The sequence below is a fragment of the Streptomyces sp. NPDC088400 genome, from assembly GCF_044753355.1.
In the GTDB taxonomy this organism is placed as follows: domain Bacteria; phylum Actinomycetota; class Actinomycetes; order Streptomycetales; family Streptomycetaceae; genus Streptomyces.
This window is the reverse complement of sequence record NZ_JBIVMZ010000016.1, coordinates 64,931-85,606: the sequence shown is the minus strand read 5'-3', so window position 1 is coordinate 85,606 and position 20,676 is coordinate 64,931. Positions and strand designations below refer to the sequence as shown.

The following is a 20,676-nucleotide window of genomic DNA, read 5'->3' as shown; positions in this document are numbered from 1 at the left end:
GGCCCGCGCGATCAGGCCCGCGCGGCCACCCGGACCGTACGGCGCCATGGCCGACGGCCCGCGCGGCACAGGGAAGCGGAATGCCCTCCGCCCGTACGGACCCTGTGTCCTGAACCCTCGTGTCCGGGCCCCGTACCCCGAACCTTCGCGAGCTCACCCCTGAGCCATCGGCCGACCGGCCCGGCTCTCACAGCGACCGGGCGGTCTTCTTCTCTCTCGACAGCAGCCACAGCAGGTAGAGGCCCCCGAGCGCCCCGGTGACCAGTCCCACCGGGATCTGGAAGGGGGAGAGGATCCGCTGCGCCAGCAGGTCGGCCGTGGCGAGGATCAGCCCTCCCACGAGCATGGCCGACCCGATCGGCGGGCCGGGGGAGCGGACGATCCTGCGGGCGAGCTGAGGGGCCGCCAGGGCGAGGAAGCCGATCGGTCCGGCCACGGCGATGGCCGTGCCGGCCAGGGCGACGCCGAGCAGCAGGCTCAGCGTGCGGGTACGTGGGATGTTCACCCCGAGCGCGCCCGCGGTGTCGTCCCCCATCTCCATCAGCCGCAGCGGCCTGCCCAGAGTCAGGGACCCCACGGCGAGAACGGGCAGCGCGATCGCCAGCGGGGTGACCTGGGGCCAGGACACCGCGTTGAGACTGCCGAAGGTCCAGGCCTTGGCGCTCTCCGCGGACTCCAGGTCGGCCCGTGTGATGAGGAAGTCGTTGACCGAAGCGAGCATGGCGCCGATGGCGATGCCGCCGAGCACCAGCCGGTTTCCGGAGACTCCCCGCGACGCGGTGAACCCGTACACGGCCACGGCGGTCAGCAGGCCGCCCAGTACGGAACCCGCGCCGACACTCAGCCCGGCGCTCCCGCCGCCGGCCAGGATCACCACGAGCGCGCCACTGGTGGAACCGGTGGTGAACCCGATGACGTCCGGGCTGCCGAGCGGGTTGCGCGAGAGACTCTGGAACAGCGCCCCGGACAGGCCGAGTGCCGCTCCGACGAGCAGCGCGGCACAGACCCGCGGCAGCCGCTGGCCGACGATGATGAACCGGTCGGCGCCGGATCCTCCACCGGCGAGTACGTCGACGACCTGGCCGGCGCCGATCCGGTACGTACCGGTGAACATGGTGAGGGCCCACACCGCCGCGCAGCACACGAGCAGGACGGCCATGACGGCGGCGGCCCGGCCCGAGTAGCGCAGTGTGATCGATCCGGGAAGCCGCAGCACGCGGACCGGGGCGGCGGCACGGTCGGCGTGCGCGTCCGCGGGACGCTCCTCCGCCGGACGGAGTGTGGGGTCGTGCAGGGCGGTCACGAGGCGACCTCCTTGCGTCGTACGACGAGCCACAGCAGCACCGGGGCCCCGATGAACGCGGTGACGATACCCACCTCGATCTCGCCGGGAGGGACGATCACCCGTCCCACGATGTCACTCAGGAGCAGCAGAACGGCGCCGCCCGGCAGCGAGAAGGCCAACAGCCAACGCAGGTCGGGGCCGAGGAGCAGGCGCAGCACATGCGGGACGACCAGGCCGACGAACGCGATCGGCCCCGCGGCGGCGGTCGAAGCCCCGCACAGCAGCATGATCGAGAGAAAGCCGGCCGCGCGCACCCAGGGCACCCTGAGCCCGAGCGCCGCCCCGACATCGTCTCCCAGCGCCAGCGCGTTGAGGGACGGGCCGAGCACGAGCGCGATCAGCATGCCGACCACGACGAAGGGGAGGATCGCGGGAAGGGCTTCCGTACCCCGGTTCTCCAGCGACCCCACCACCCAGAAGCGGTACGAGTCGAAGGCCGTGGTGTTGAACATGGTGAGGATGCCGGTGAAGGCGCCCAGGCTCGCCGACAGCGCCGCTCCCGCCAGGACGAGCCGGGTGTGGTGATGGCTCCTGGTGGCGCCGGAAGTGAGTGTGTAGACGACCAGCGCGGCCAGGACGGCTCCCGCGAAGGCGAACCAGACATAGCCGGACACACTGGTGACGTGGAATCCGGCGATCGCGATCACCACGGCGAACGAGGCACCGGAGTTGACCCCCACGATGCCCGGCTCGGCGAGCGGATTACGGGTGATGGCCTGCATGACGACACCGGCCAGGGCCAGCGCCGCCCCGATGACGATCGCCAGCGCGGTACGGGGCACACGCAGCCGCCAGACGATGATGGCGTCGGGGCTCCCGTCGTCCTGGAACAGGACGCGCCACACGGTGTCCAGGGGCACACTCCGCGCGCCGACACCCAGGCTGACCAGGAGGAGCAGTACGAGGATGCCGAGACAGACCACGAGAGCCACGACCCGCCCACCGCTCCGGAGCCGGCCGGCGCGCGGACTGCCACCGTCGCCCCGGCGTTCGCCGGGCCGTTGACCGCCGGGCTGGTCACCGCCGGACCGCCGGACTTCCGCCCGCCCAGGATCGTCGGAACACACCCTTCCGGATTTGTGATCTATCGCATGGCCCTCATACCTACTTATCCGCACTTAGGGAAGCCTAAGCTAAAGATCGTGTACCGCTTCCGTGATCTCCCTCTCACCCGTGTCGTCAGCGGCGTCGCCGTAGCCGGCGCCCTGCTGCTCAGCGGCTGTTCCGCCAACTCGACGGACTCGTCGGCCACCGGCGCGTCCGACGCGCCGACGGCCGTGGCGACGACCCATACCGCGCCCCGCACCGTGCCCAAGGGCATGGGCAGCGGCAAGAAGGACGGCGAATTCCCGCGCACCGTCAAGCACTTCGAAGGCAGCACCACCATCAAGGCCGCGCTCAAGAAGGTCGTGGTGATCTCCACCGGCCAGGCCGACGCGCTGCTCACACTGGGTACGGTGCCCGCGGGCTCGACCCGGGGCGAGGGCGCGGACGTCATACCCGGGTACTTGAAGAAGGATTTCCCGAAGGACGCCGCGCGGCTGGGGAAGGTCGCGGACGTGGGTTCCCGTGTCGACCCCAACCTGGAGACGATCGCGAACCTCGATCCCGATCTGATCCTGATGAACACCGCGGGCAAGAACGCCAAGGGTCTCTACAAGGCGCTGAGCGCTCTGGCGCCCACCGTCGTCACCCAGGGCACCGGGCTCTACTGGAAGCAGGACTTCCTGCTCGTCGCCGACGGGCTGGGCAAGACCGGGCGGGCACAGTCCTACCTCGATGATTTCCACGCGGACGCCAAGAAGCTGGGCGCATCGCTCGACAAGCCGGTGACGGTGTCGTTCCTGCGCCTCAACGGAGACCGCCTGCGGGTCTTCGGCGTCCCCTCGTTCACCGGCAGCGTCGCCGAGGACGCGGGCCTCGGGCGCCCGGAGAGCCAGCGGTTCGACAAGACGTCGCAGGACATCAGCAACGAGCAGCTGGACCGGGCCGACGCCGACTGGCTGTTCTACGGCGTTCAGGGCGACAAGGCCAAGTCGTCGGAGCTGACCAAGGCGCCGCTGTGGCCGACGCTGTCCGCCGTCGCCGGCAAGACCGCGCTGGCAGTCGACGACGACGTCTTCTACCTCAACACCGGCCCCACGGCGGCCCGTGACGTCCTCGCCGTTCTCAAGAAGCACGTGGCCCCCGCGGCCGGCTGACTCGCCGCACCACGCTGATCCATCCGTCCCGAGGGCGGGGTTCGTTGACACCGCTGTACGTCAACGGACCCCGCCCTCTCCGGTGTCGGGCCCCGGCCGTCCGGGAGAGCTCGAAGGCTGTCAGCAGGCCGTCAGTAGTCCGTCAGTAGTCCGTCAGCCCACGAAGATCTCGACGACGGACCAGATGGCGAGACCGAGCATGCACAGGCCGCCGATGCGCTGCACGGTCTTCAGTGGGACCCGGGTGGCGATGAAGCGGCCGGCCAGCAGGGCCAGGGCGGAGACGGACATGAGGGCCGCGGCCGAACCGATGGCGGTGGACCAGGCACCGTTGCCGGCCGCGAGGTTGGCCGTGGTGATCTGGGTCAGGTCGCCCCACTCACTGATGAAGACGGCCATGAAGGCGGTCGAATAGACCGGCCAGAAGCCGGTGACGGTCTTGGTCTCGCTGTCCTCGTCGTTGTCGTCATCCCCGCCGCGCAGCAGCATGAAGGCGCCGAAGGCGAAGAGGAGGGCGGAGACGAGCTTGACGATCCAGTCGGGCAGGAGCCCGAGGAGACCGCCCGCCCCGACGGCGATGGCGACATGCACGATGAACGCCGTCGACGTACCGAACCAGACGTACAGCGGGCGCATCCGCGTTCCCATGGCGAGGGACGCGAACATGGTCTTGTCGGGGAGCTCCGCAAGGAAGATCAGCCCGAAGGCGGTGAGGATCGCCAGGGGGTCGAGATGCATCCGGATGGCTTTCTCTGAAGGCCGGGCCCGGATCTTCGCGAAGCACCGTGGAGGAGCCAGGAGGACCACTCGGCCCGGCATGACGGTGGTGTCCGCGGATGCGGGCACGTCGATGCCTGACCGAAGGTCTCGCCCACCCGCCGGATCGGCGGGCCCGGCCACCGGGAACCCGGGGGTTCCAGTGTGTCGACGACCGGTTTTCGGGGCTACTCCCCTTCGCAGCCCCCCACACTACCTCACCCGATCGGGGCATCCGGAGGCGTACGCCGATCCCGCCCCGTCCCGCCCGTCCGGGGCCGGGTACGCCGGACGGCTCTGTCCGGTGGCCCGGTATCGGGCGGTGTCGTGTAGTGGGTCGTACGGCCGCTATCGGGCGGTCGGAGTGCTGCCCGTCGGGCGGCTGGATCTTGAGGAGCCTTGATGAGGAGCAACACCAGGACAGCGGCCACCGCTGTGGCCGCGGCCGTACTGTGTGCCGCGGCGCTCGCCGGATGTTCCGACAACGGCGGCAGCGGATCGGCCGCGTCGAAGTCCGAGGAGCCCGCGGACTATGTGGAGGCCTCCGGGTCGGCGTCCATGGGCACTTCGCCGTCGCCTTCTGCTTCGGTGGACGTGGGCAAGGTGTCCGCCATGTCCGGGCCGCTGGGGAAGGTCCTGGTCAACGGCAAGGGCCACACCCTCTACCTCTTCGAAGCGGACAAGAAGAACAAGTCCAACTGTTCGGGAGAGTGCGCCACGGACTGGCCGCCCCTGATCGTCAGCGGCAAGCCGTCGGCGGGCACCGGGGGTGTCAACGCGGGCTGGCTGTCCACCATCACCCGCAGCGACGGCAAGAAGCAGGTCACGTACAACGGTGTCCCCCTGTACACGTTCGAGCAGGACAAGAAGCCCGGTGATTTCAAGGGCCAGGGGCTGAACGCCTTCGGCGCCAAGTGGTACGTCCTCGGCGTCAACGGCAAGAAGATCATCACGCCGCTGCCGACCAAGAGCGCCAGTTCCAGCGCGAGCCCGAGCGGGAGTTCCAGTGGGAGCCCCAGTTCGAGCGCCAGCAGTGGCGCCAGCCCGGGTGGGAGCGCCAGCGCCTACTGATCTCGGCCCACGGGCCCGACGGCCCGGAGAGGAACCATGCCGTCGTATCCGCACGGCACCGGCCGGGTACGCCTGGCCGCCGCCCTTGCCGCCGTCTGTACGACCACCCTCGCCGGCTGTTCCGACAGCAACGGCGGCGGCAATTCGTCAAGCCTTCGACACCGGCACCCTCGACCCCGGAGGGACGGTCACCTTCACGGCGCCCGGCAAAGCGGGCACCTACGCCTGCATCTGCACCATCCATCCCTTCATGAAGGGATCGCTCACCGTCCGCTGACGCCTCGCGGTGTCGCCGACCGGGGCAGACGGCGCGGGCCGACGCCGTACCGGCCGCGCCGCCTGCCCCGCGCCCGTTGTCCGGCACACTCCGGAGTACGCCCCCTATTCGGAGTCGATACCCGTGATGACAGGTTCTCCGAGGGGTGCGCTCCGCATCGTGTAGCCGGCCTTCTCGAAGGCGCTGCTCGCGATCCTCCGGGCGTTCTCCTTGGCGGTGTTCGAATCGTCGGCGTCCACTTCCAGGTGGACGGTGAACCTGGACTGCTCGGTGTCCACGGAGAGCAGCCCCAGTTCCTCGGCCGCCCCGATATCGGTGCTCTGCGGATCCACGGGCCTGAGGGCGCCGAGCAGAGTGAACCGGGCCTCGTCGGTCAGCGGTTCATGAAGTGTGCCGGGGATCGTCACTACGTAACTGGTCATACTCCACACCTGTCCCGAGCTTCGCCCGGCATGCCCGCCGAGTTCCGCGGCGAGAGCATCGACGGCCTGCCCCCGCCGGCCACTCGTACGTGGTGGGCGGGGGCGGGTGTGCCTCGTACGGGCCGGGTCAGTGGCTGGGGCCGCGCTTGCCGCCCATGTCCTTGCCGCCCATGCCCTTGGCGGTCTGATCGGTGTCGTACTCGATCTGCTCCTTGCGGATCTCGGCGGAGACCTCCTTCTGCTCGGTCACCTTCTCCGTCTCCATGCGGACGCGTTCGACGGGGATGGATTCCTTGCGGATCACCGCTTCCTCGGCGTGCAGGACCACTTCGGTCTCGGCCTCGCCGATACGGGAGCGGCCGTAACCGCCGCGGTCCTCCGGAGCGATCGCCTCGTGGATGACGCGGACCTCTTCGTGGCTGAGCGGTACGGAAGTGGTCACGTCCTCCGTCACGACGACCTTGCGCAGCCGCGCGTGGCCGACCTCGTGCTCCTCGGCGCTGACCCGCAGTTGCTCCTCGGAACGGATGAGTTCCTCGGCGTGCTGCTCCTTGCCCTCGGTGGGCATGCCACCGCGCATCCCGGCCGGAGTACGCTCCCGGCTTCGGCCCGCCATCGCACCGGAGTCGGCGGGCATGCCCGTGCCCGTGGACGTCCCTCGTCCCCTCGCGGTGCCCGTCGTCGTACCGGTTCCCGTCCGCGTGCCCGCGGCCGTGCCCGTGCCCGTGCTGGCGGCGGTACCGGCGGCCGTGCCGATCCCCGCGGCCGAGGCCGTCAGGCCGTAGTGCTGGTAGAGCTGCTTCTCCTGGCTGGGGTCGAGATGCTCGTCGGCGTCCAGGCGCGGTGCTTCCTTGACGGTCTCCTTGGCGTAGGGCACGTGGATGTCCTCACCGGCGCGGCGGGCACCGGACAGCGGGACGAGGCTCTCCTTCATACCGAACAGACCGGTCTTCACGGTCACCCACTCCGGACGGCCCGTGCGGTCGCCCACATAGACCTGGCCGACGGTGCCGACCTTGTCACCGTCCTTGTCGTACACGCTCAGTCCGTTGAGCCTGCTGGGGTTGTCGAACACGCCATCGGCTGACATCAGCGATCACTCCTCGCGTGGGGGAAGCGCGTCTGCGGGATAGGCCCCTCACGGTCAGGCGCGCACATTTCCATCGCGCATCCGTCCGGGGGCGGTGGCAACCGGGGGAGACCCCGGACACCGTGGTGGCATCGCTCCGGTCCGCTGTTCGTGCAGCATTCACGGCAGATGGCGCCCAGTCAGTGGTATCCGCCATTCGGGTGAACCTCGGCTGGGTGTCGACTGCTACTCGTCTCCCCCCCGGCCGTCTGGGGGTGCGTGACCGACCGAGCGGACGGATCCTGGGAACCGGACGTACGGAGAGCATGAGCATGCCTGTGGAACGTATCGGTCTGGTGGTCCACCAGGGCCGCCCGGCGGCCGTCGAGGTGGCCCGCGCCGTTCACGCCTGGTGCCACGCGCGGGGTGTCCCGTGCAAGGAAGTCGATGTGTGGAGGGAGCACGAACCGCGCCTCGGCGGCCAGGAGGAGGCCTCGTCGGCGGGCAACCCGGATCTTGTCGTCACCCTCGGCGGTGACGGCACCTTCCTGCGCGGGGCGCGGATCGCCGCCAAGAACGGCGCCGCGGTGCTCGGTGTCGATCTGGGCCGGGTCGGCTTCCTGACCGAGGTACCCGCCGAGGAGGTCACGCGGGCCCTGGACGCGGTCGGAGGGGGCCGCGCCACGATCGAGGAACGGATGACTCTCACCCTGCGGGCCTCACGCGGGCTGGAGATCCCGCCCGGTATGGAGGCGCTGCTCCATTACGGACGCGGCCCCACGCTGCCGCCGCCTCAGGTCCGTCCCGACACCACCGAAGGCGAGGGCTGGGGGGTGGCGTTGGACGTGATCGCCGTCAACGACATCGTTCTGGAGAAGCTCGCCCGTGACCGGCAAGCCGCCCTCGGGGTCTATCTCGCCGGCCGTCTCCTCGCCTCGTACTCGGCGGACGCCGTCATCGTGGCCACCCCGACCGGCTCGACGGCCTACAGTTTCGCGGCCGGTGGACCGGTGCTCTCCCCGCACATGGACGCCGTGGTCTTCACCCCGGTGGCCCCGCACATGACCTTCGACCGGACGGTGGTGGCCGCCCCCGACGAGCCGGTCGCGCTACGGGTGCTGCCGCACTCCGGGCAGGTGGCGGTGAGCATCGACGGCCAGCTGCGGGGCGTGCTGGACCCGGGGGACTGGATCGGTGTGTACGGGGCCAAGTACCGGCTGCGGCTGGTCCGGTTGGGGCCGACCGACTTCTACAGCAGACTGCGCGAGCGCTTCCGGCTCACCGACGCACCCGCCACGGCGGCCGACGGCCAGGCGGCCCCGCTCTTCCGCCCCGACAGTCCGGTGCCGGACGATCTGGCCCATCTGCGGCTCCCACCGCCTCCGGACCGCCACTGACACAGCGGCGTGTGCCGGTGGCACAACGCGCGGCAGGTTCTCGCCTGCTGCGTCAGGCAGTACGAGATGGACCGAGCGGAGCGGGGACTCCGGCTCGTGCGTTCACGCCGCCTTCGGCTGTGGACGCCAGGTGCCGTCGAGCGGGACACCGGCGGCCGCTGCGACCTTGTCCCGGGAATCCACCAGTCGTGCCTTCAGCGCGGGCAGGTCCACGTCCACCAGCACGCCGTCCCGCTTGACGACGCGGCCCGCGACGAGAACCGTGTCGACCAGGCCGGGGTGACCGGCCGCGACGATCGTGCCGGCCGGATCGGTGACCGGGAGCACGGTGATGTCGTCGGTACGCAGCAGGATCACATCGGCGGCCTTGCCCGGCGTGAGGCTGCCCGTGTGGGCGGCGAGTCCCAGTGCGTGGGCGCCGTCGACGGTGGCGAACTCCAGCAGGTCCCGGGAGTTGAGGCCACCGTCCAGGCCGCGCTGGACCACGAAGGCGGTACGCATGGCGGCGAACATGTCGCCGCCGACGGACGGGACGTCATCGACGGAGAGTGTCGGGCGCAGGCCGGCGGCCAGCATCCGGCCGGTCATCGGCCAGCCGAACCCCATCTTCAACTCGACGTCCGGGCTGATCGACACCGAGCTGCCGGCGTCGGCGAGCATCCGCAGCTCGTCGTCACCGAGCCCGTTGGCGTGCACGAACGTCGTCGTGTCCCGCAGCAGACCGTGCTCATGGAGGTCGGCGATCGGGCGCCGGGTGCCGTCGGACTCGACGTGCAGGCTGGTCCGCAGGCCGAGTTCGGCCGCCAACTTCAGCTCCTCGGCGACGGTGTCCATGGAGGTGTCCTCCGCACCACGCAGCCCGAACGACATGGTGACCAGGCCGTTCCCGGGAAGCGCGGAGCGCACACGGCGGATCTCGGCCTCGACCGAGCCGGTGGTGCCCCATCCCGCGCCGTGACAGAAGACCGATCGTCCGGCTGTGTCGTGCAGCGCCGCGACCGCGGCGTCCGCGTGCTCGGAGCTCTGCGCGCAGTGGAACCAGTCCAGCATCGTGGTCACACCGGAGTGGAGGGCCTCCAGTCGGCCGAGCAGTGTGCCCAGGTAGACGTCCTCGGGCCGGTACTGCGGCTTCAGCGTGTGGTGCATCGCCGCGGCCCACTCGGGGAAGGTCCAGTCGGCGCCGACGCCGCGGAACGCGGTCTGCCAGGTGTGCCGATGGGTGTCGACGAAGCCGGGCATGACGATCCGGTCGGTCGCGTCGATCGTCTCGGCGTCCGGAGCCTCGACCGCCTCGGCCACCTCGACGATCACGCCGTCCTCGATCAGCACGTCACCGCGTTCGAGATCGCCGACAGCCGGGTCCATGCTGACCACGGTGCCGCCGGTGAGCAGGATCCTCATGTGAAAAACTCCTCCACGAATATGGGTTGTTTGTCCGAACTGATGACTCGGTCAAGTGTTGCTGATCAGCACGTCGGCCTACGGCGATCTCGGCAACTTTGGCAGGAAATTGCGCCGGGGAAAGGCATTGGATTGTGGTACGTGAGGAGAGTGAGCAATACTCTGCCCTTATGGATGATGTGGATCGGTCCATCCTCGCCGTGCTCGAAAAGCACGGGCGGATCAGCAACGCCGAGCTCGCCACCAGGGTCGGTCTGTCGCCGTCACCCTGCCTGCGGCGCGTGCACCGGCTTGAGGAAGCCGGAGTGATCCGCGGCTACCGGGCGGAGATCGACCCCGCGGCCCTCGGCCGCAGCCTCCGTGTGTTCGCCGGTGTCCGGCTCATGAGGCACAATCGCGGCGACGTGGCCGCGTTCGAACGCGCTGTCATCCAACTGACCGAGGTGGTCCACGTCCATCACGTCACCGGCAACTACGACTACCTGCTTCAGGTCGAGGTCGCCGACCTGCTCGCCTATGAGGACTTCCACGCCAACCGGCTGGCCGACCTTCCCGGCGTCGCCACGGTGAGCAGCTACGTCACGATGAAGACGCTCTCTACCCACACTCCGTGAATGCCGGACCATCTCCGTCGCGCCCGGAGTCGGAGGCCACCGCGTCGGCCGCGGCGAGTGCGTCGGTGACCAGGTCGGCCGTGTCCTCCGTGCCGGCGGCCAGTCGGACCAGGCCCGGCGGGACCGAGGCGGCGATCTGGTCCTCGTCGAGCATGCCCCGCCACATGGACGCGGGGTGTACGGCCAGGGATTCCACGCCGCCGAGGCTGGCCGACCGGCGGGCGTAGCGCAGTTGGCCGAGGAACGCGTCGGCCGTCTCGAAGCCGCCGGCGAACTCGACGCTGAGCACCCCGCCGAAACCGCTCATCTGGCTTGTGGCCAGTTTGTGCTGCGGGTGGGATGCCAGGCCGGGATAGTGCACACGGCTCACGGCGGGGTGGTCGTGCAGGGCCTCCGCGAGGGCCTGGCCGTTGGCGTTGTGCCGGGGCATCCGCAGCGGAAGGGTACGCATTCCGCGCAACAGCAGCCACGCGTCGAACGGGCCGAGGACGGCACCGGTGAGCAGGCCGACGTCCCAGATCCGGTCCAGGAGCTCCGCCGGGCCCGCCAGCACTCCGGCGGACACGTCGGTATGGCCGTTGAGGTACTTGGTCGCGCTGTGCCAGACCAGATCGATGCCGAAGTCCGCCGGGCGCTGGTTCAGCGGAGTGGCGAAGGTGTTGTCCGCCATGGTCAGTACGTCGTGCGCGCGGGCCAGTTCCACGACGGCGCGCAGGTCGGTGATCTGGAGCAGCGGATTGCTCGGGGACTCCACCAGGATCAGACGGGTCCGCGAGGTCAGCGCCTTTTCGAACGCCTCCGGGTCCGTCTGGTCCACCAGGGTGGTCGACACACCCAGTCGCGGCAGCAGGTTCAGCAGCACCGACGCCGTACCGCCGTAGGTGGACCGCTGCCCGATGACATGGTCACCGGCGGACACCAGCGCCAGCACGGCGGTGGTGAGCGCGGCCATCCCGGACGCGGTGACCATGGCCGCCTCGGTGTGCTCCAGTTCCGCCACGACGGACGCGACCTGGGCATGGTTCGGATTGCCGAAGCGGGTGTAGAAGTCCTGGCCCCGCCGGTCGACCGCGGCCTGGGCGAACGTCTCCGCGTCCGCGGCGGAGAACGCCGCCGTCTGGTAGATGGGCGGTGCCACGGCACGGCTCGGACGGACCTCGCGATCGGCGTGAACGGTGACTGTGCTGCTGCCCGGCATGGTTGCCCTTTCGTGGTTCATCGGTGTGACGCCGTCAAGCGTGGCCGACGGGTGCGTCGAAGCGAACCAACCTCAGCAATATTGGCAGCATATTGCGCCGTATCAAGGCGTTGGATTGTGCTAGAGGGAGGAATCGAGCAATCCTGTGCTCATTGGACGCGATGGACAGGGCAGTCATCCGCCCGTGCCCCGAGGGACGCGGGCGGATGACCGACTCCGAACTCGCCGCCCGGGTCGGCCCGTCGGCGGCACCCCTGTCCGCGCTTCAAGGGACCACTTCCGGGGCGCGGGCAGCGGGCCGGTCACAGTGCGATGCTGCCGCGGACGCAGACGGTCGTGGCACCACTCACCCAGACGGTGCCGTCCGTGCCGGTGGTGATCTCGATGGTCGCGGCCCGTCCCAGCCTCGTGCCTTGTGAGACCCGATAGGTGGAGGGGGCGGTGCCGGTGGTGGTGAGCCACTGTCCGACGGCAGCGTTCATGCTGCCGCAGGCAGGGTCTTCGGCCACTCCGCAGCGGGGGGCGAAGGTGCGCATCTCGAAGTCGTGCGAGGAACCGGTGGGGTAGGCCCCGATCGCGCCGACCATGGCGTCCGGGATGAGGGAGAGGTCGGGTTCGAGGGCGAGGACCTCTTCGGCCGTGGGCAGGTGGAGCACGGCCCAGCCGGGTCCGTTGTCGACCCACTGGTGGGCGAGGACACGGTCATGGCCGATGCCGAACGCGGCGACTGTCCGCTTCAGGCATGCGTCGTCGAGCGCGCCCGTGCGGACCAGCGGCGGGGCGGCGAAGGACAGAACGCCGTCGCCGCGGCGAACGGTGACCAGGCCGGCGGTGCACTGCTGCACGATGCGGTCGGGGTGCCGCGGCACGCCGCCGCCGTCCAGCCAGGCGCGCGCGGAGCCGAGGGTGGGGTGGCCGGCGAACGGCAGCTCACTCCGGGGCGTGAAGATGCGTAGCCGGTAGTCCGCCTCCGGGACGGTGGCGGGCAGCACGAACGTGGTCTCGGACAGATTGGTCCAACGCGCCACGCGCTGCATCTCCTCGTCGGTCACGTCCACCCCGTCGAGGACGACCGCGACCGGGTTGCCGAGAAAGGGGCTCGTGGAGAACACGTCGACCTGTACGAACGCGCGTGTGCGAGGCATGGTCATCATGGCCTTTCGGGAGCGGCTGCGGTGGATTCCGCGTGTTCACGCGTCGGCGGAAGCGGTTCCATGCCAACGGACGCCGGTGCGGTGGGGCCATAGCCAGTTTCGGCAAAGTGGACTGGCCGGCCGGGACTTGAGGATGAGGTGCCGGTGAGATCGAGCGAATGCCGGCCCCTGGAGCGTGGGCGGGACGGATGTGCGCCGGCGGTTTACGGTGAGGAGAGTTTCACGGTGAGAAGAGAAGGGCCCGACCCGCTCGCCGGACTCGACGGGCAGGCAGCGATGGACAGGTGCCGACGCATGTCGAGACACAGAGGAGAGCCGTATGGCGATCGCGACCTACCAACTGGTGGCCCTGGACTGTCCGGAGCCGGAATCACTGGCCCGTTTCTACGCCGCCGTACTGGGCGGTGAGGTGCGGCGGTACAACGAGGTCTGGTACGACCTGTACGTCCCGGGCGGTACACGGATCGCCTTCCAGCGCGCCCCCGGCCATCGTCCGCCGTCCTGGCCCCGGGCCGATCACGATTCCCAGCAGCTCCATCTGGATTTCACCGTGCCGGACATGGACACCGCTCAGGAGCAGGTCCTCGCCCTCGGCGCCGTACCGCTCGATCTCGACGACAACGATGGGCAACGAGGCTTTCGCGTCTTCGCCGACCCGGCCGGGCATCCGTTCTGTCTCTGCCGCGAATGACGGCCGCCGGTATGCCTCCGCAAGCGGGTGGCCCCGACCGCGGGCGCCACGAGACCGTCGAGGAACGCGCGGACCGGCTCTGGACGGAACTGCTCCAGGAACTGCGCGTGGCCCAGACCGGGGTGCAGATTCTGTTCGGCTTCCTGCTCACGGTCGTCTTCCAGCAGCGGTTCACCGCACTGTCCGACACCGACCGGGACATCTACACCGTCACGGTGATGCTGGGCGCGGCGGCGGTCGGTGCGCTCATCGGCCCGGTGTCCATCCACCGGCTGCTGACCGGCCGTCGGCTGAAGCCGCAGATGGTCACCTGGGCGTCCCGGCTGACCATCGTCGGGCTGGTACTCCTGCTCTGCACGATGGCGTCGGCCCTGTTGCTCATCCTCCGGCTGGCGGTGGCCGACACCCTCGCGCTGTGGCTGGTCGGCGTCATGGTCGCGTGGTTCGTCCTGTGCTGGGGCGTGTTTCCCGTCCTGGCTCGCCACACGTCGCGTCCGGACGGCGAGTCCGGCGAGTCCGGCGGGCCCCGGGACCGGCGGCTACGGGGCTGACCACGCCGTTGCCCGACGCGCGTCAGTCGAGCCAGTGGTGGCGGCCGAGGCTGATCAGGCGCAGCTGACGGCGTGCCACACGCGCCACACGCTCCTCGGCGTCCGGTCCCTCCTCCGCGGCGTCGAGGAACGCGGAGGCCGTCATCACCATGTGGTCGACGTAGACGTCGGCCAGCATCCGCAGGTCGTCCTCGCTCCAGCCCGCCGACCCGGGCTGGACGGCGAGGGCTGCCGCCACCTCGGCGGAGAAGCGGCGCAGCTGGGCCGCTATGCCCGCCCGTACCTGCCGGACCCCGCCATGCCTCTCGCGTGCGATGAACCGGACATGAGCGGGATGGGAGTGGACATGACGCGCGATCACATCGACGCTGGCGTCGATCCGCTCGTCGGAGCTGTCCGTATCGGTGAGGGTGCCGCTGATCGTTCCGTGCAGGGCGCCGAGAGCCTCCTCGACCAGAGCCAGACCGAGGTCGGCCATGTCCCGGAAGTGCCGGTAGAAGGCGGTCGGGGCCACACCGACGGCCCGGGTCACCTCACGCAGCCCGAGGCTGCTGAGGCCCTGCTCCTCCAGGAGCACCAGCGCCGCGTCCAGCAGCGCCTGACGGGTTTTCTGTTTCTGGGCCTGACGGATGCCGTGGGTGTGACTCATGCCATTCAGTAAACAACCGTTCTCCGGCGAAGGGAACCGTAGACTGAGGAGTCAGTGAACAACTGTACTCGCAAATTATCCGCTCGCTCCCCTTCGCTGTCCCACTCGTCCGTCCCGTTCCTGTTCGCTCCTGTTCGCCCGTGAGTTCATAAGCTCATAAGGAGGCATTCATGATCTTCCTCGTCGCGGCTCTGCTTCTCATGGGGCTGCTGCTGGGCTCGGTGGCGCATGTCTCGGTCCAGACCGCCCTGATCGCCGCTGTCTGCATCGGCGGCTGGCTGCTCGTGTTCGCCGCCAGGGAGCGCCGGGCCCGTCATCACCGGTCCTGACCGTGCCCGACAGTGATCACCGCCGATCGGATGCGGGCCGTAACCCCACCGAGCCCCCGCCGAATCCCGGCCGGGGTCGTGCCGTACGGGCGGCCCCGGAACACCCCGAAAGGAGCCCCGGCCTCATGACTCTCACCGCTCCAGCCCGCAGGGGGGCAGGTGTCCGTGACGCGGACGGCATGGCCGTCGCGTCGTTCGTCCTCGGGCTCCTCGGCCTGCTGGTGATGAATCTCCTGCTCGGGCCGATCGCCATCGTCCTCGCGGGTCTCGCTCTCCGGCGCGGCACCGCGCGCAGGGGGCGCGCCCTCCTCGGGCTGTCCCTCGGGGTGGCCGACCTCGTGGTCCTCGCCGTGCTCATCGGCGCGGACCACACGGTGTCCTGGAGTCTCGGCGGCTGAGGCCGTGTGACCACAGTGCGGCAGTGAGTTCCAGGCCGGTGCCGGCGGCGTACGACGCTGCCGGCACTGGCTTTTCCGTTGTTTCACCGACAACTTGATAGCTCTGGACAAAAAAAGTTGTCGGTGGGATGGTGGAGCCATGTTGGACGTGACCGTGATCGAGGACGCGGCGGCAGCTGCCGTCTCGCTGGACCCCATGAGAGCCCGGCTGCTGGCCGAGCTGGCCGGCGGGCCCGCATCGGCGACGATGCTCGCCGGGCGGGTGGGCCTGCCCCGGCAGAAGGTGAACTACCACCTCAAGGCCCTGGAACGGCACGGCCTGGTCGAGCTGGCCGGTGAGCGGAGGAAGGGCAATGTCACCGAACGGCTGATGCGTGCCACCGCCGCCTCGTACGTCATCTCGCCGCTCGCCCTGGCCGCGGTGCAGCCCGACCCGGCCCGCTTCCGCGACCAGCTCTCCGCGCGCTGGCTGCTCGCGGTCGCGGCGCGGCTCGTACGGGACGTGGGCACACTCATCACCGGTGCGACGAAGGCCCGCAAGCGCCTCGCGACCTACGCGCTCGACGGTGAGGTTCGCTTCGCGTCCGCGGCCGACCGGGCCGCGTTCGTCGAAGAGCTGACCCAGGGCGTCGGCGCGCTGATCGCCAAATACCACGACGAGCACGCGGAAGGCGGGCGCGACCACCGGCTTGTCGTGGCGCTCCACCCGACCGTCAAACCGGACGGGCCGACCGTCAAACCGGACGGACCGAGCGGGTCCGACGGGCGGGACGGTACGAGACCGGAGCTCGCCGGGCCGGCCTCGCCATGACACCGCTCAAGGGCGTTCCGTCCCCTACGTTCGGACACGCCCCGAGACTTCCGGCATTTCGTCCACGCGCCCGAGCGCGCCTCTCAAGGAGTCACCATGTCCAAGGAATTCGAGATCGTCCGTGAGTTCGAGGTCGACGCGAGCCCGGAGCAGGTCTGGGAAGCGATCACCACCGGTACGGCGGCCTGGTTGTGGCCCATGGAGTACGAGCCCCGCGAGGGCGGATCCGCGCCGTTCGGCGGCACCGTCACCGCGTGGGACCCACCGAGGCGGATGACGGGCCGCGTCGAGAATCCCGAAGATGTGCCGGGACAGCCGCTCAATCAGCTCGACCACGTCATCAGACCGCGCGAAGGCGGCGGTTCCTGGGTGCGCTACGTCCACAGCGGCATCTTCGTCGACGACTGGGACAACCAGTACGACGGTGCCGACAAGCACACCGATTTCTACCTGCACACACTGCGGCAGTTCCTGCTGCACTTCACGGGGCGGTCCGCCGTCTTCGCCGGCGCCGACGGCCCTGCGGCCTCCAGCGCGCCGGGTGCGTTCGAGGTGCTGAGCCGGGGGCTCGGGCTGCCGGACGACGCCACGGAGGGCACCACCGTACGGGTCGACCTGCCCGGTGTGGGGCCGGCCGACGCCGTTGTCGACTACCGCGACGCGTACTTCGTCGGGCTGCGCACCGACACGGCGATGTACCGGCTGTTCGGCAGGAACCACTTCGGCGCACCGGTCGGAATCAGCGTGCACGACTTCGCTCCCGGCGCCGACGCCAAGCGGATCGAGAGCGTGTGGCAGAGCCGGCTCAACGGCCTGTTCTCGTAACCGGCGGGCAGCGGGCGGGCTGTCGGACGGGGTCCGACAGCAGGCTTTACGAGGCGTGGGGCCGACCGCCGGAGTTCACTCGCCCGGCCGAAGGCCGGTGGCACTCTCGCGGTACGGCTCGGGAGCCTCACCCGGACGGCTCTCAGGAGCCGGCGCCGACGGCGTACGAGATGTTCCGGACCGGGGAAGGCGGCATGATCGAGAGGGGGACCGGGGCCCGGTGTCCGAGGCTCTGAGCCCCTTGAGCCCCTGATGCCCGACCGGAACGGGAACGGACAACCCATGGCGACGCGCGCGGCACTGTTCGACATCGACGGGACCCTCGTCGACACCAATCACCTCCATGTGACCACCTGGTGGGAGGCGTTCCACCAGGCCGGGCACACGGTACGGATGTCCGCGATCCACCGGGCTGTCGGCCTCGGTTCCGGCGACCTCATCGCGCATCTGCTCGGTGACGAACGCGACCGCGACCAGGACGCGGAGATCATCGCGGCGCACACCACGCTGTACGGGACCTATTTCGACCGGCTGCCCGCGTTCGACGGGGCGGGGGATCTCCTGCGGTCGCTGGCCGACCGCGGCTGGCGGATCGTGCTCGCCACATCGGCGGAGGAGGCCGAACTGACCGCGCTGCGCCGGGCGATCGACGCCGACGACGTCATCACGGGTACGGTCGGCGGACAGAGTGTGGCCGAGGGCAAACCCGCCCCGGACCCGGTACACCGGGCACTGGATCTGGCCGGGGTGCCCGCGGAGCGGGCGGTGTTCGTCGGAGACACCGTCTGGGACATGGAGGCGGCGTCACGCGCCGGTGTGCGCGCCGTCGCTCTGCTGTCGGGCGGAATCCCGCGCGCCGCACTGGAGTCCACCGGAGCGCGTGAGGTCTACGAGGATGCCATCGACCTGCTCGCCCAGCTCGACACCAGTCTGTTCGCGGAGCTGGAGGAGCACTGAGGGGCATGGGGGGCAGTGAGGGGCATGAGGGCAGCTCGGCTCATCGCGGTGCCGGTGCCTCCCGGGACCGTGTCCACTCCAGCAACTGCTCCGCCGTCCAGGTGTTGATGACACGCTCAACCGGTACGTCACACTCCTCGGCCCGCGCGCAGCCGAGGAGTTGCCAGTCGAGCTGCCCGGGCGCGTGGGCGTCCGTGTCGATGGCGAAGAAGACCCCGGCCGCCACGGCCTGGCGCAGCAGTCGGCGGGGCGGATCCAGCCGCTCGGGCCGGCTGTTGATCTCCAGGGCCGTACCGGACGCGGCGCAGGCCTCGAACACCGCCTCCGCGTCGAACTCGGACTCGGGCCGGCTGCCGTCCTGCCGGCCCCGGCCCGCCCTGCGGCCCGCTCCCTGGTGCGCCGTCACCAGGCGCCCGGTGCAGTGTCCGAGCACATCGGTCAGCGGATCGCGCACCGCCGCGATCATGCGCCGGGTCATCGCGGCGGCGTCCATGCGCAGCTTCGAGTGGACGGATGCCACCACCACGTCCAGCCGGTCGAGCAACTCCGGTTCCTGGTCCAGCGAACCGTCGGGGAGGATGTCGCATTCGATACCGGTGAGCAGCCGGAACGGAGCCCACCGTTCGTTGAGTTGGGCGATCACGTCGAGCTGCTCGCGCAGCCGTTGCGCCGTCAGACCCCCGGCGACGGTGAGCCGGGGGGAGTGGTCCGTGAGCACGGCCCAATCGTGCCCGAGTGCGGCTGCCGTACGTCCCATCGTCTCGATGGGGCTGCCGCCGTCCGACCAGTCGGAGTGCAGGTGGCAGTCTCCGCGCAGCGCGGCACGCAGCTCGTGTCCGCCCTCGGTGAGCGGAGCACCGGCCTCCCGCTCCAGCCGCTCCAGATACTCCGGTACGGAACCCGCCAGCGCCGCTTCCACGACCTGTGATGTCTTGGGGCCGATCCCGCGCACCCGGCCCAGGGTGCCGGCCGCGGCGCGGCGCGCGACATCGTCGGGGTCCATGTCCGCCACGATCGTGGCGGCTGTACGGAACGCCTGGACGCGGTAGGTCTCGGCCCGCGAGCGCTCCAGCAGAAAGGCGATCCTTTCGAGAGCCTCCACCGGATCCATGGGCGCCCCCAATGTGTCGGTCGGCTTCCCGCTCATTGTCCGCGCCGTCGCCGGGCGGTGCATCCCGCGTGTGCCGGCCGTGTGCCGGCCGTGTGCCGGGAAACGAACGTGGGACGGGAAACACGATGAGGCCCCGCGGACGAGGAACGTCGCGGGGCCTCACACTGCCGGGGGAGCACGAACCGGGTGTCCCGTCCCTGAGGTCGGGACACCCGGTTCGTACAGTCCTCGGGGCCGGCCTCGACCGGACCTTGTTTCGCACCGTCGGCAGGCTCGACGACGCGCACGGCCCCTGTCGTATGGAGTCCGAGAGACACGCCCCGGAGGGCGAGCTGCCTTTCGGTCCATGCCTGTCCGGGTGATCGCCTACCAGGTCCGCCGAGTGGTGGCGGTGGAGTCCTGGGTGACGTCCGACATGGTGGCGGGGCCGGGGCGGCGAGCCGGGTCACGGCCGATCCGGTCGTGGCGGCGGGTGGTGCGTGGAGCGGTGGGTCAGCTCTGAGCGCTGCGACGCTTACGGGCGGCCCAGACGATGCCCGCTCCGGCGGCCAGGACGACACCGGCGGCACCGGCGATCATCGGCGTGGCGCTGGAGGAACCGGTCTCGGCGAGGTCGTCCCCGGCCGGGCTCGGCTGCGACGAGGGAACCGCGGGAGCCGAGTCGGACTCGCTGGGCTCACTCGGCTTGCTGGGCTCACTGGTCTCGCCGGTCGGCGAGGGAGTGGGCGTGGCCGTCTCCTCGGGCGGTGTTTCCGAGGGCGTCGGGGTCGCCGTCGACGGCGGCGGGGTGCTCTCCTCGCACACCGGCGCTGTCTTGTCGTCCTCCTTCGAGAACTGGTCGCCGTCAGCGGCCTTCACACTCAGGTGAATCTTCAGCTCGCTCTTGTGCGCGGGCAGTTCGAGCTTCTTGTGGAAGTCGTTCTTGAAGTTCGTCGTGGGCAGCAGGTCCTTGCCGTCCACGGTGACCGTCACCGTGTTCTTGTCACTGTTGCCGTAGGCGGTCAGGTCGAGGCTCACCTCGGAGCAGGTCACCGTCCACGTCGGTGTGTGCGCGAACGCGGGCGTGGCCGACAGGCCGACACTGAGCGCACCCGCCGCCGCGACCGTAATGAGGGCGCTTCTGCGCCGCCATGATCCTCTGAATAGAGTCACAAATTCCTCCGCGATAACCGCGCCGCCCACGATGACGGCGCGCGCGCACAGTACCGCCATCCGAGTGAGACGTATCAACCCACCCCACCCAACTCAGCCTCTTCACAAGCCTCATGGACCTGCTGACTCGCCCAACGGCGGCCCGCACGCCATGTGGAGAGGGTGTGAAGGGCGACCATGATCACATCAGGCCGTCGGCCGGATCATGCCGTCATCCCTGATGACGCCCTTTCTTGCGGGGATTTGGGTGGAAGAAGCGAGCTTCCCTGCCCACAAACAAGGCGGCTCATCGCTGTC

General features: G+C 69.9%; 22 protein-coding genes. 11 read left to right on the top strand and 11 right to left on the bottom strand.

Translation table 11 applies throughout. The features are described from left to right. Positions 1 to 187: 187 nt before the first annotated feature. Positions 188 to 1,303 carry a FecCD family ABC transporter permease gene (locus tag ACIQD6_RS31430; RefSeq protein WP_401889078.1) on the bottom strand — a complete coding sequence of 372 codons (1,116 nt, stop codon included), beginning with the start codon at positions 1,301 to 1,303 and terminating at the stop codon, positions 188 to 190. Next, positions 1,300 to 2,277, bottom strand: coding sequence for a FecCD family ABC transporter permease (locus ACIQD6_RS31425; protein WP_401889075.1), 978 nt, complete (start codon positions 2,275 to 2,277; stop codon positions 1,300 to 1,302). The genes ACIQD6_RS31430 and ACIQD6_RS31425 overlap by 4 nt, the downstream gene beginning before the upstream one ends. 210 nt (positions 2,278 to 2,487) lie before the next feature. Between ACIQD6_RS31425 and ACIQD6_RS31420 the strand changes: the two genes are divergently transcribed. After that, positions 2,488 to 3,546 carry an ABC transporter substrate-binding protein gene (locus ACIQD6_RS31420; RefSeq protein WP_401889072.1) on the top strand — a complete coding sequence of 353 codons (1,059 nt, stop codon included), beginning with the start codon at positions 2,488 to 2,490 and terminating at the stop codon, positions 3,544 to 3,546. A gap of 153 nt (positions 3,547 to 3,699) precedes the next feature. Here ACIQD6_RS31420 and ACIQD6_RS31415 read toward each other — a convergent pair whose 3' ends face one another. Then, complete coding sequence (locus ACIQD6_RS31415; protein ID WP_401889069.1) at positions 3,700 to 4,284, bottom strand: TMEM165/GDT1 family protein; 585 nt, start codon at positions 4,282 to 4,284, stop codon at positions 3,700 to 3,702. 420 nt (positions 4,285 to 4,704) lie between these two features. Here ACIQD6_RS31415 and ACIQD6_RS31410 point away from each other — a divergent pair, with 420 nt between their 5' ends. Then, entirely contained in the window at positions 4,705 to 5,373 is a 669-nt protein-coding gene (locus tag ACIQD6_RS31410) for a hypothetical protein (protein WP_401889066.1), read from the top strand. Positions 5,374 to 5,754: 381 nt separating this feature from the next. On the opposite strand, the gene ACIQD6_RS31405 is transcribed toward ACIQD6_RS31410, so the two are convergent. Next, positions 5,755 to 6,072: a hypothetical protein gene (locus tag ACIQD6_RS31405; RefSeq protein WP_401889064.1), complete on the bottom strand. Its 318-nt coding sequence runs from the start codon at positions 6,070 to 6,072 to the stop codon at positions 5,755 to 5,757. Positions 6,073 to 6,199: 127 nt separating this feature from the next. Continuing rightward, entirely contained in the window at positions 6,200 to 7,162 is a 963-nt protein-coding gene (locus ACIQD6_RS31400; RefSeq protein ID WP_401889061.1) for a PRC and DUF2382 domain-containing protein, read from the bottom strand. Between the two features lie 311 nt (positions 7,163 to 7,473). Between ACIQD6_RS31400 and ACIQD6_RS31395 the strand changes: the two genes are divergently transcribed. After that, positions 7,474 to 8,538, top strand: coding sequence for an NAD(+)/NADH kinase (locus tag ACIQD6_RS31395; protein WP_401889058.1), 1,065 nt, complete (start codon positions 7,474 to 7,476; stop codon positions 8,536 to 8,538). A gap of 102 nt (positions 8,539 to 8,640) precedes the next feature. On the opposite strand, the gene ACIQD6_RS31390 is transcribed toward ACIQD6_RS31395, so the two are convergent. Next, on the bottom strand, positions 8,641 to 9,939 hold the full coding sequence (locus tag ACIQD6_RS31390) for an amidohydrolase family protein (protein ID WP_401889055.1): 1,299 nt from the start codon (positions 9,937 to 9,939) through the stop codon (positions 8,641 to 8,643). 170 nt (positions 9,940 to 10,109) lie between these two features. On the opposite strand from ACIQD6_RS31390, the gene ACIQD6_RS31385 reads away from it, so the two are divergent. Continuing rightward, entirely contained in the window at positions 10,110 to 10,553 is a 444-nt protein-coding gene (locus ACIQD6_RS31385; protein ID WP_401889052.1) for an Lrp/AsnC family transcriptional regulator, read from the top strand. On the opposite strand, the gene ACIQD6_RS31380 is transcribed toward ACIQD6_RS31385, so the two are convergent. Together ACIQD6_RS31380 and ACIQD6_RS31375 are read right to left on the bottom strand one after the other, a co-directional pair. Further along, positions 10,537 to 11,751, bottom strand: coding sequence for a trans-sulfuration enzyme family protein (locus tag ACIQD6_RS31380; RefSeq protein ID WP_401889049.1), 1,215 nt, complete (start codon positions 11,749 to 11,751; stop codon positions 10,537 to 10,539). The genes ACIQD6_RS31385 and ACIQD6_RS31380 overlap by 17 nt on opposite strands. Before the next feature lie 302 nt (positions 11,752 to 12,053). Further along, positions 12,054 to 12,896, bottom strand: coding sequence for a PhzF family phenazine biosynthesis protein (locus ACIQD6_RS31375; RefSeq protein ID WP_401889047.1), 843 nt, complete (start codon positions 12,894 to 12,896; stop codon positions 12,054 to 12,056). A 328-nt stretch (positions 12,897 to 13,224) separates the two neighbouring features. Here ACIQD6_RS31375 and ACIQD6_RS31370 point away from each other — a divergent pair, with 328 nt between their 5' ends. Further along, positions 13,225 to 13,596, top strand: a complete 372-nt coding sequence (locus tag ACIQD6_RS31370; protein WP_401889044.1) for a VOC family protein — start codon at positions 13,225 to 13,227, stop codon at positions 13,594 to 13,596. Between the two features lie 11 nt (positions 13,597 to 13,607). Continuing rightward, positions 13,608 to 14,147, top strand: a complete 540-nt coding sequence (locus ACIQD6_RS31365; protein WP_401889042.1) for a DUF6328 family protein — start codon at positions 13,608 to 13,610, stop codon at positions 14,145 to 14,147. 22 nt (positions 14,148 to 14,169) lie between these two features. Here ACIQD6_RS31365 and ACIQD6_RS31360 read toward each other — a convergent pair whose 3' ends face one another. Then, positions 14,170 to 14,796: a TetR family transcriptional regulator gene (locus tag ACIQD6_RS31360; RefSeq protein WP_401889039.1), complete on the bottom strand. Its 627-nt coding sequence runs from the start codon at positions 14,794 to 14,796 to the stop codon at positions 14,170 to 14,172. A 170-nt stretch (positions 14,797 to 14,966) separates the two neighbouring features. Here ACIQD6_RS31360 and ACIQD6_RS31355 point away from each other — a divergent pair, with 170 nt between their 5' ends. The 5 genes from ACIQD6_RS31355 to ACIQD6_RS31335 all read left to right on the top strand — a co-directional run bounded on the left by ACIQD6_RS31355 (position 14,967) and on the right by ACIQD6_RS31335 (position 18,116). Continuing rightward, entirely contained in the window at positions 14,967 to 15,125 is a 159-nt protein-coding gene (locus ACIQD6_RS31355; protein ID WP_401889036.1) for a hypothetical protein, read from the top strand. A 125-nt stretch (positions 15,126 to 15,250) separates the two neighbouring features. After that, positions 15,251 to 15,523 carry a DUF4190 domain-containing protein gene (locus ACIQD6_RS31350; RefSeq protein ID WP_401889034.1) on the top strand — a complete coding sequence of 91 codons (273 nt, stop codon included), beginning with the start codon at positions 15,251 to 15,253 and terminating at the stop codon, positions 15,521 to 15,523. Between the two features lie 139 nt (positions 15,524 to 15,662). Further along, positions 15,663 to 16,334 carry an ArsR/SmtB family transcription factor gene (locus ACIQD6_RS31345; RefSeq protein ID WP_401889031.1) on the top strand — a complete coding sequence of 224 codons (672 nt, stop codon included), beginning with the start codon at positions 15,663 to 15,665 and terminating at the stop codon, positions 16,332 to 16,334. A 96-nt stretch (positions 16,335 to 16,430) separates the two neighbouring features. Then, positions 16,431 to 17,159, top strand: a complete 729-nt coding sequence (locus tag ACIQD6_RS31340) for an SRPBCC domain-containing protein (RefSeq protein ID WP_401889028.1) — start codon at positions 16,431 to 16,433, stop codon at positions 17,157 to 17,159. Positions 17,160 to 17,441: 282 nt separating this feature from the next. Continuing rightward, positions 17,442 to 18,116: an HAD family hydrolase gene (locus tag ACIQD6_RS31335; RefSeq protein WP_401889026.1), complete on the top strand. Its 675-nt coding sequence runs from the start codon at positions 17,442 to 17,444 to the stop codon at positions 18,114 to 18,116. A gap of 40 nt (positions 18,117 to 18,156) precedes the next feature. Here ACIQD6_RS31335 and ACIQD6_RS31330 read toward each other — a convergent pair whose 3' ends face one another. Beyond that, positions 18,157 to 19,227: a PHP domain-containing protein gene (locus ACIQD6_RS31330; protein ID WP_401889268.1), complete on the bottom strand. Its 1,071-nt coding sequence runs from the start codon at positions 19,225 to 19,227 to the stop codon at positions 18,157 to 18,159. Positions 19,228 to 19,719: 492 nt separating this feature from the next. Continuing rightward, complete coding sequence (locus ACIQD6_RS31325; RefSeq protein ID WP_401889024.1) at positions 19,720 to 20,379, bottom strand: LAETG motif-containing sortase-dependent surface protein; 660 nt, start codon at positions 20,377 to 20,379, stop codon at positions 19,720 to 19,722. Positions 20,380 to 20,676: the final 297 nt, after the last annotated feature.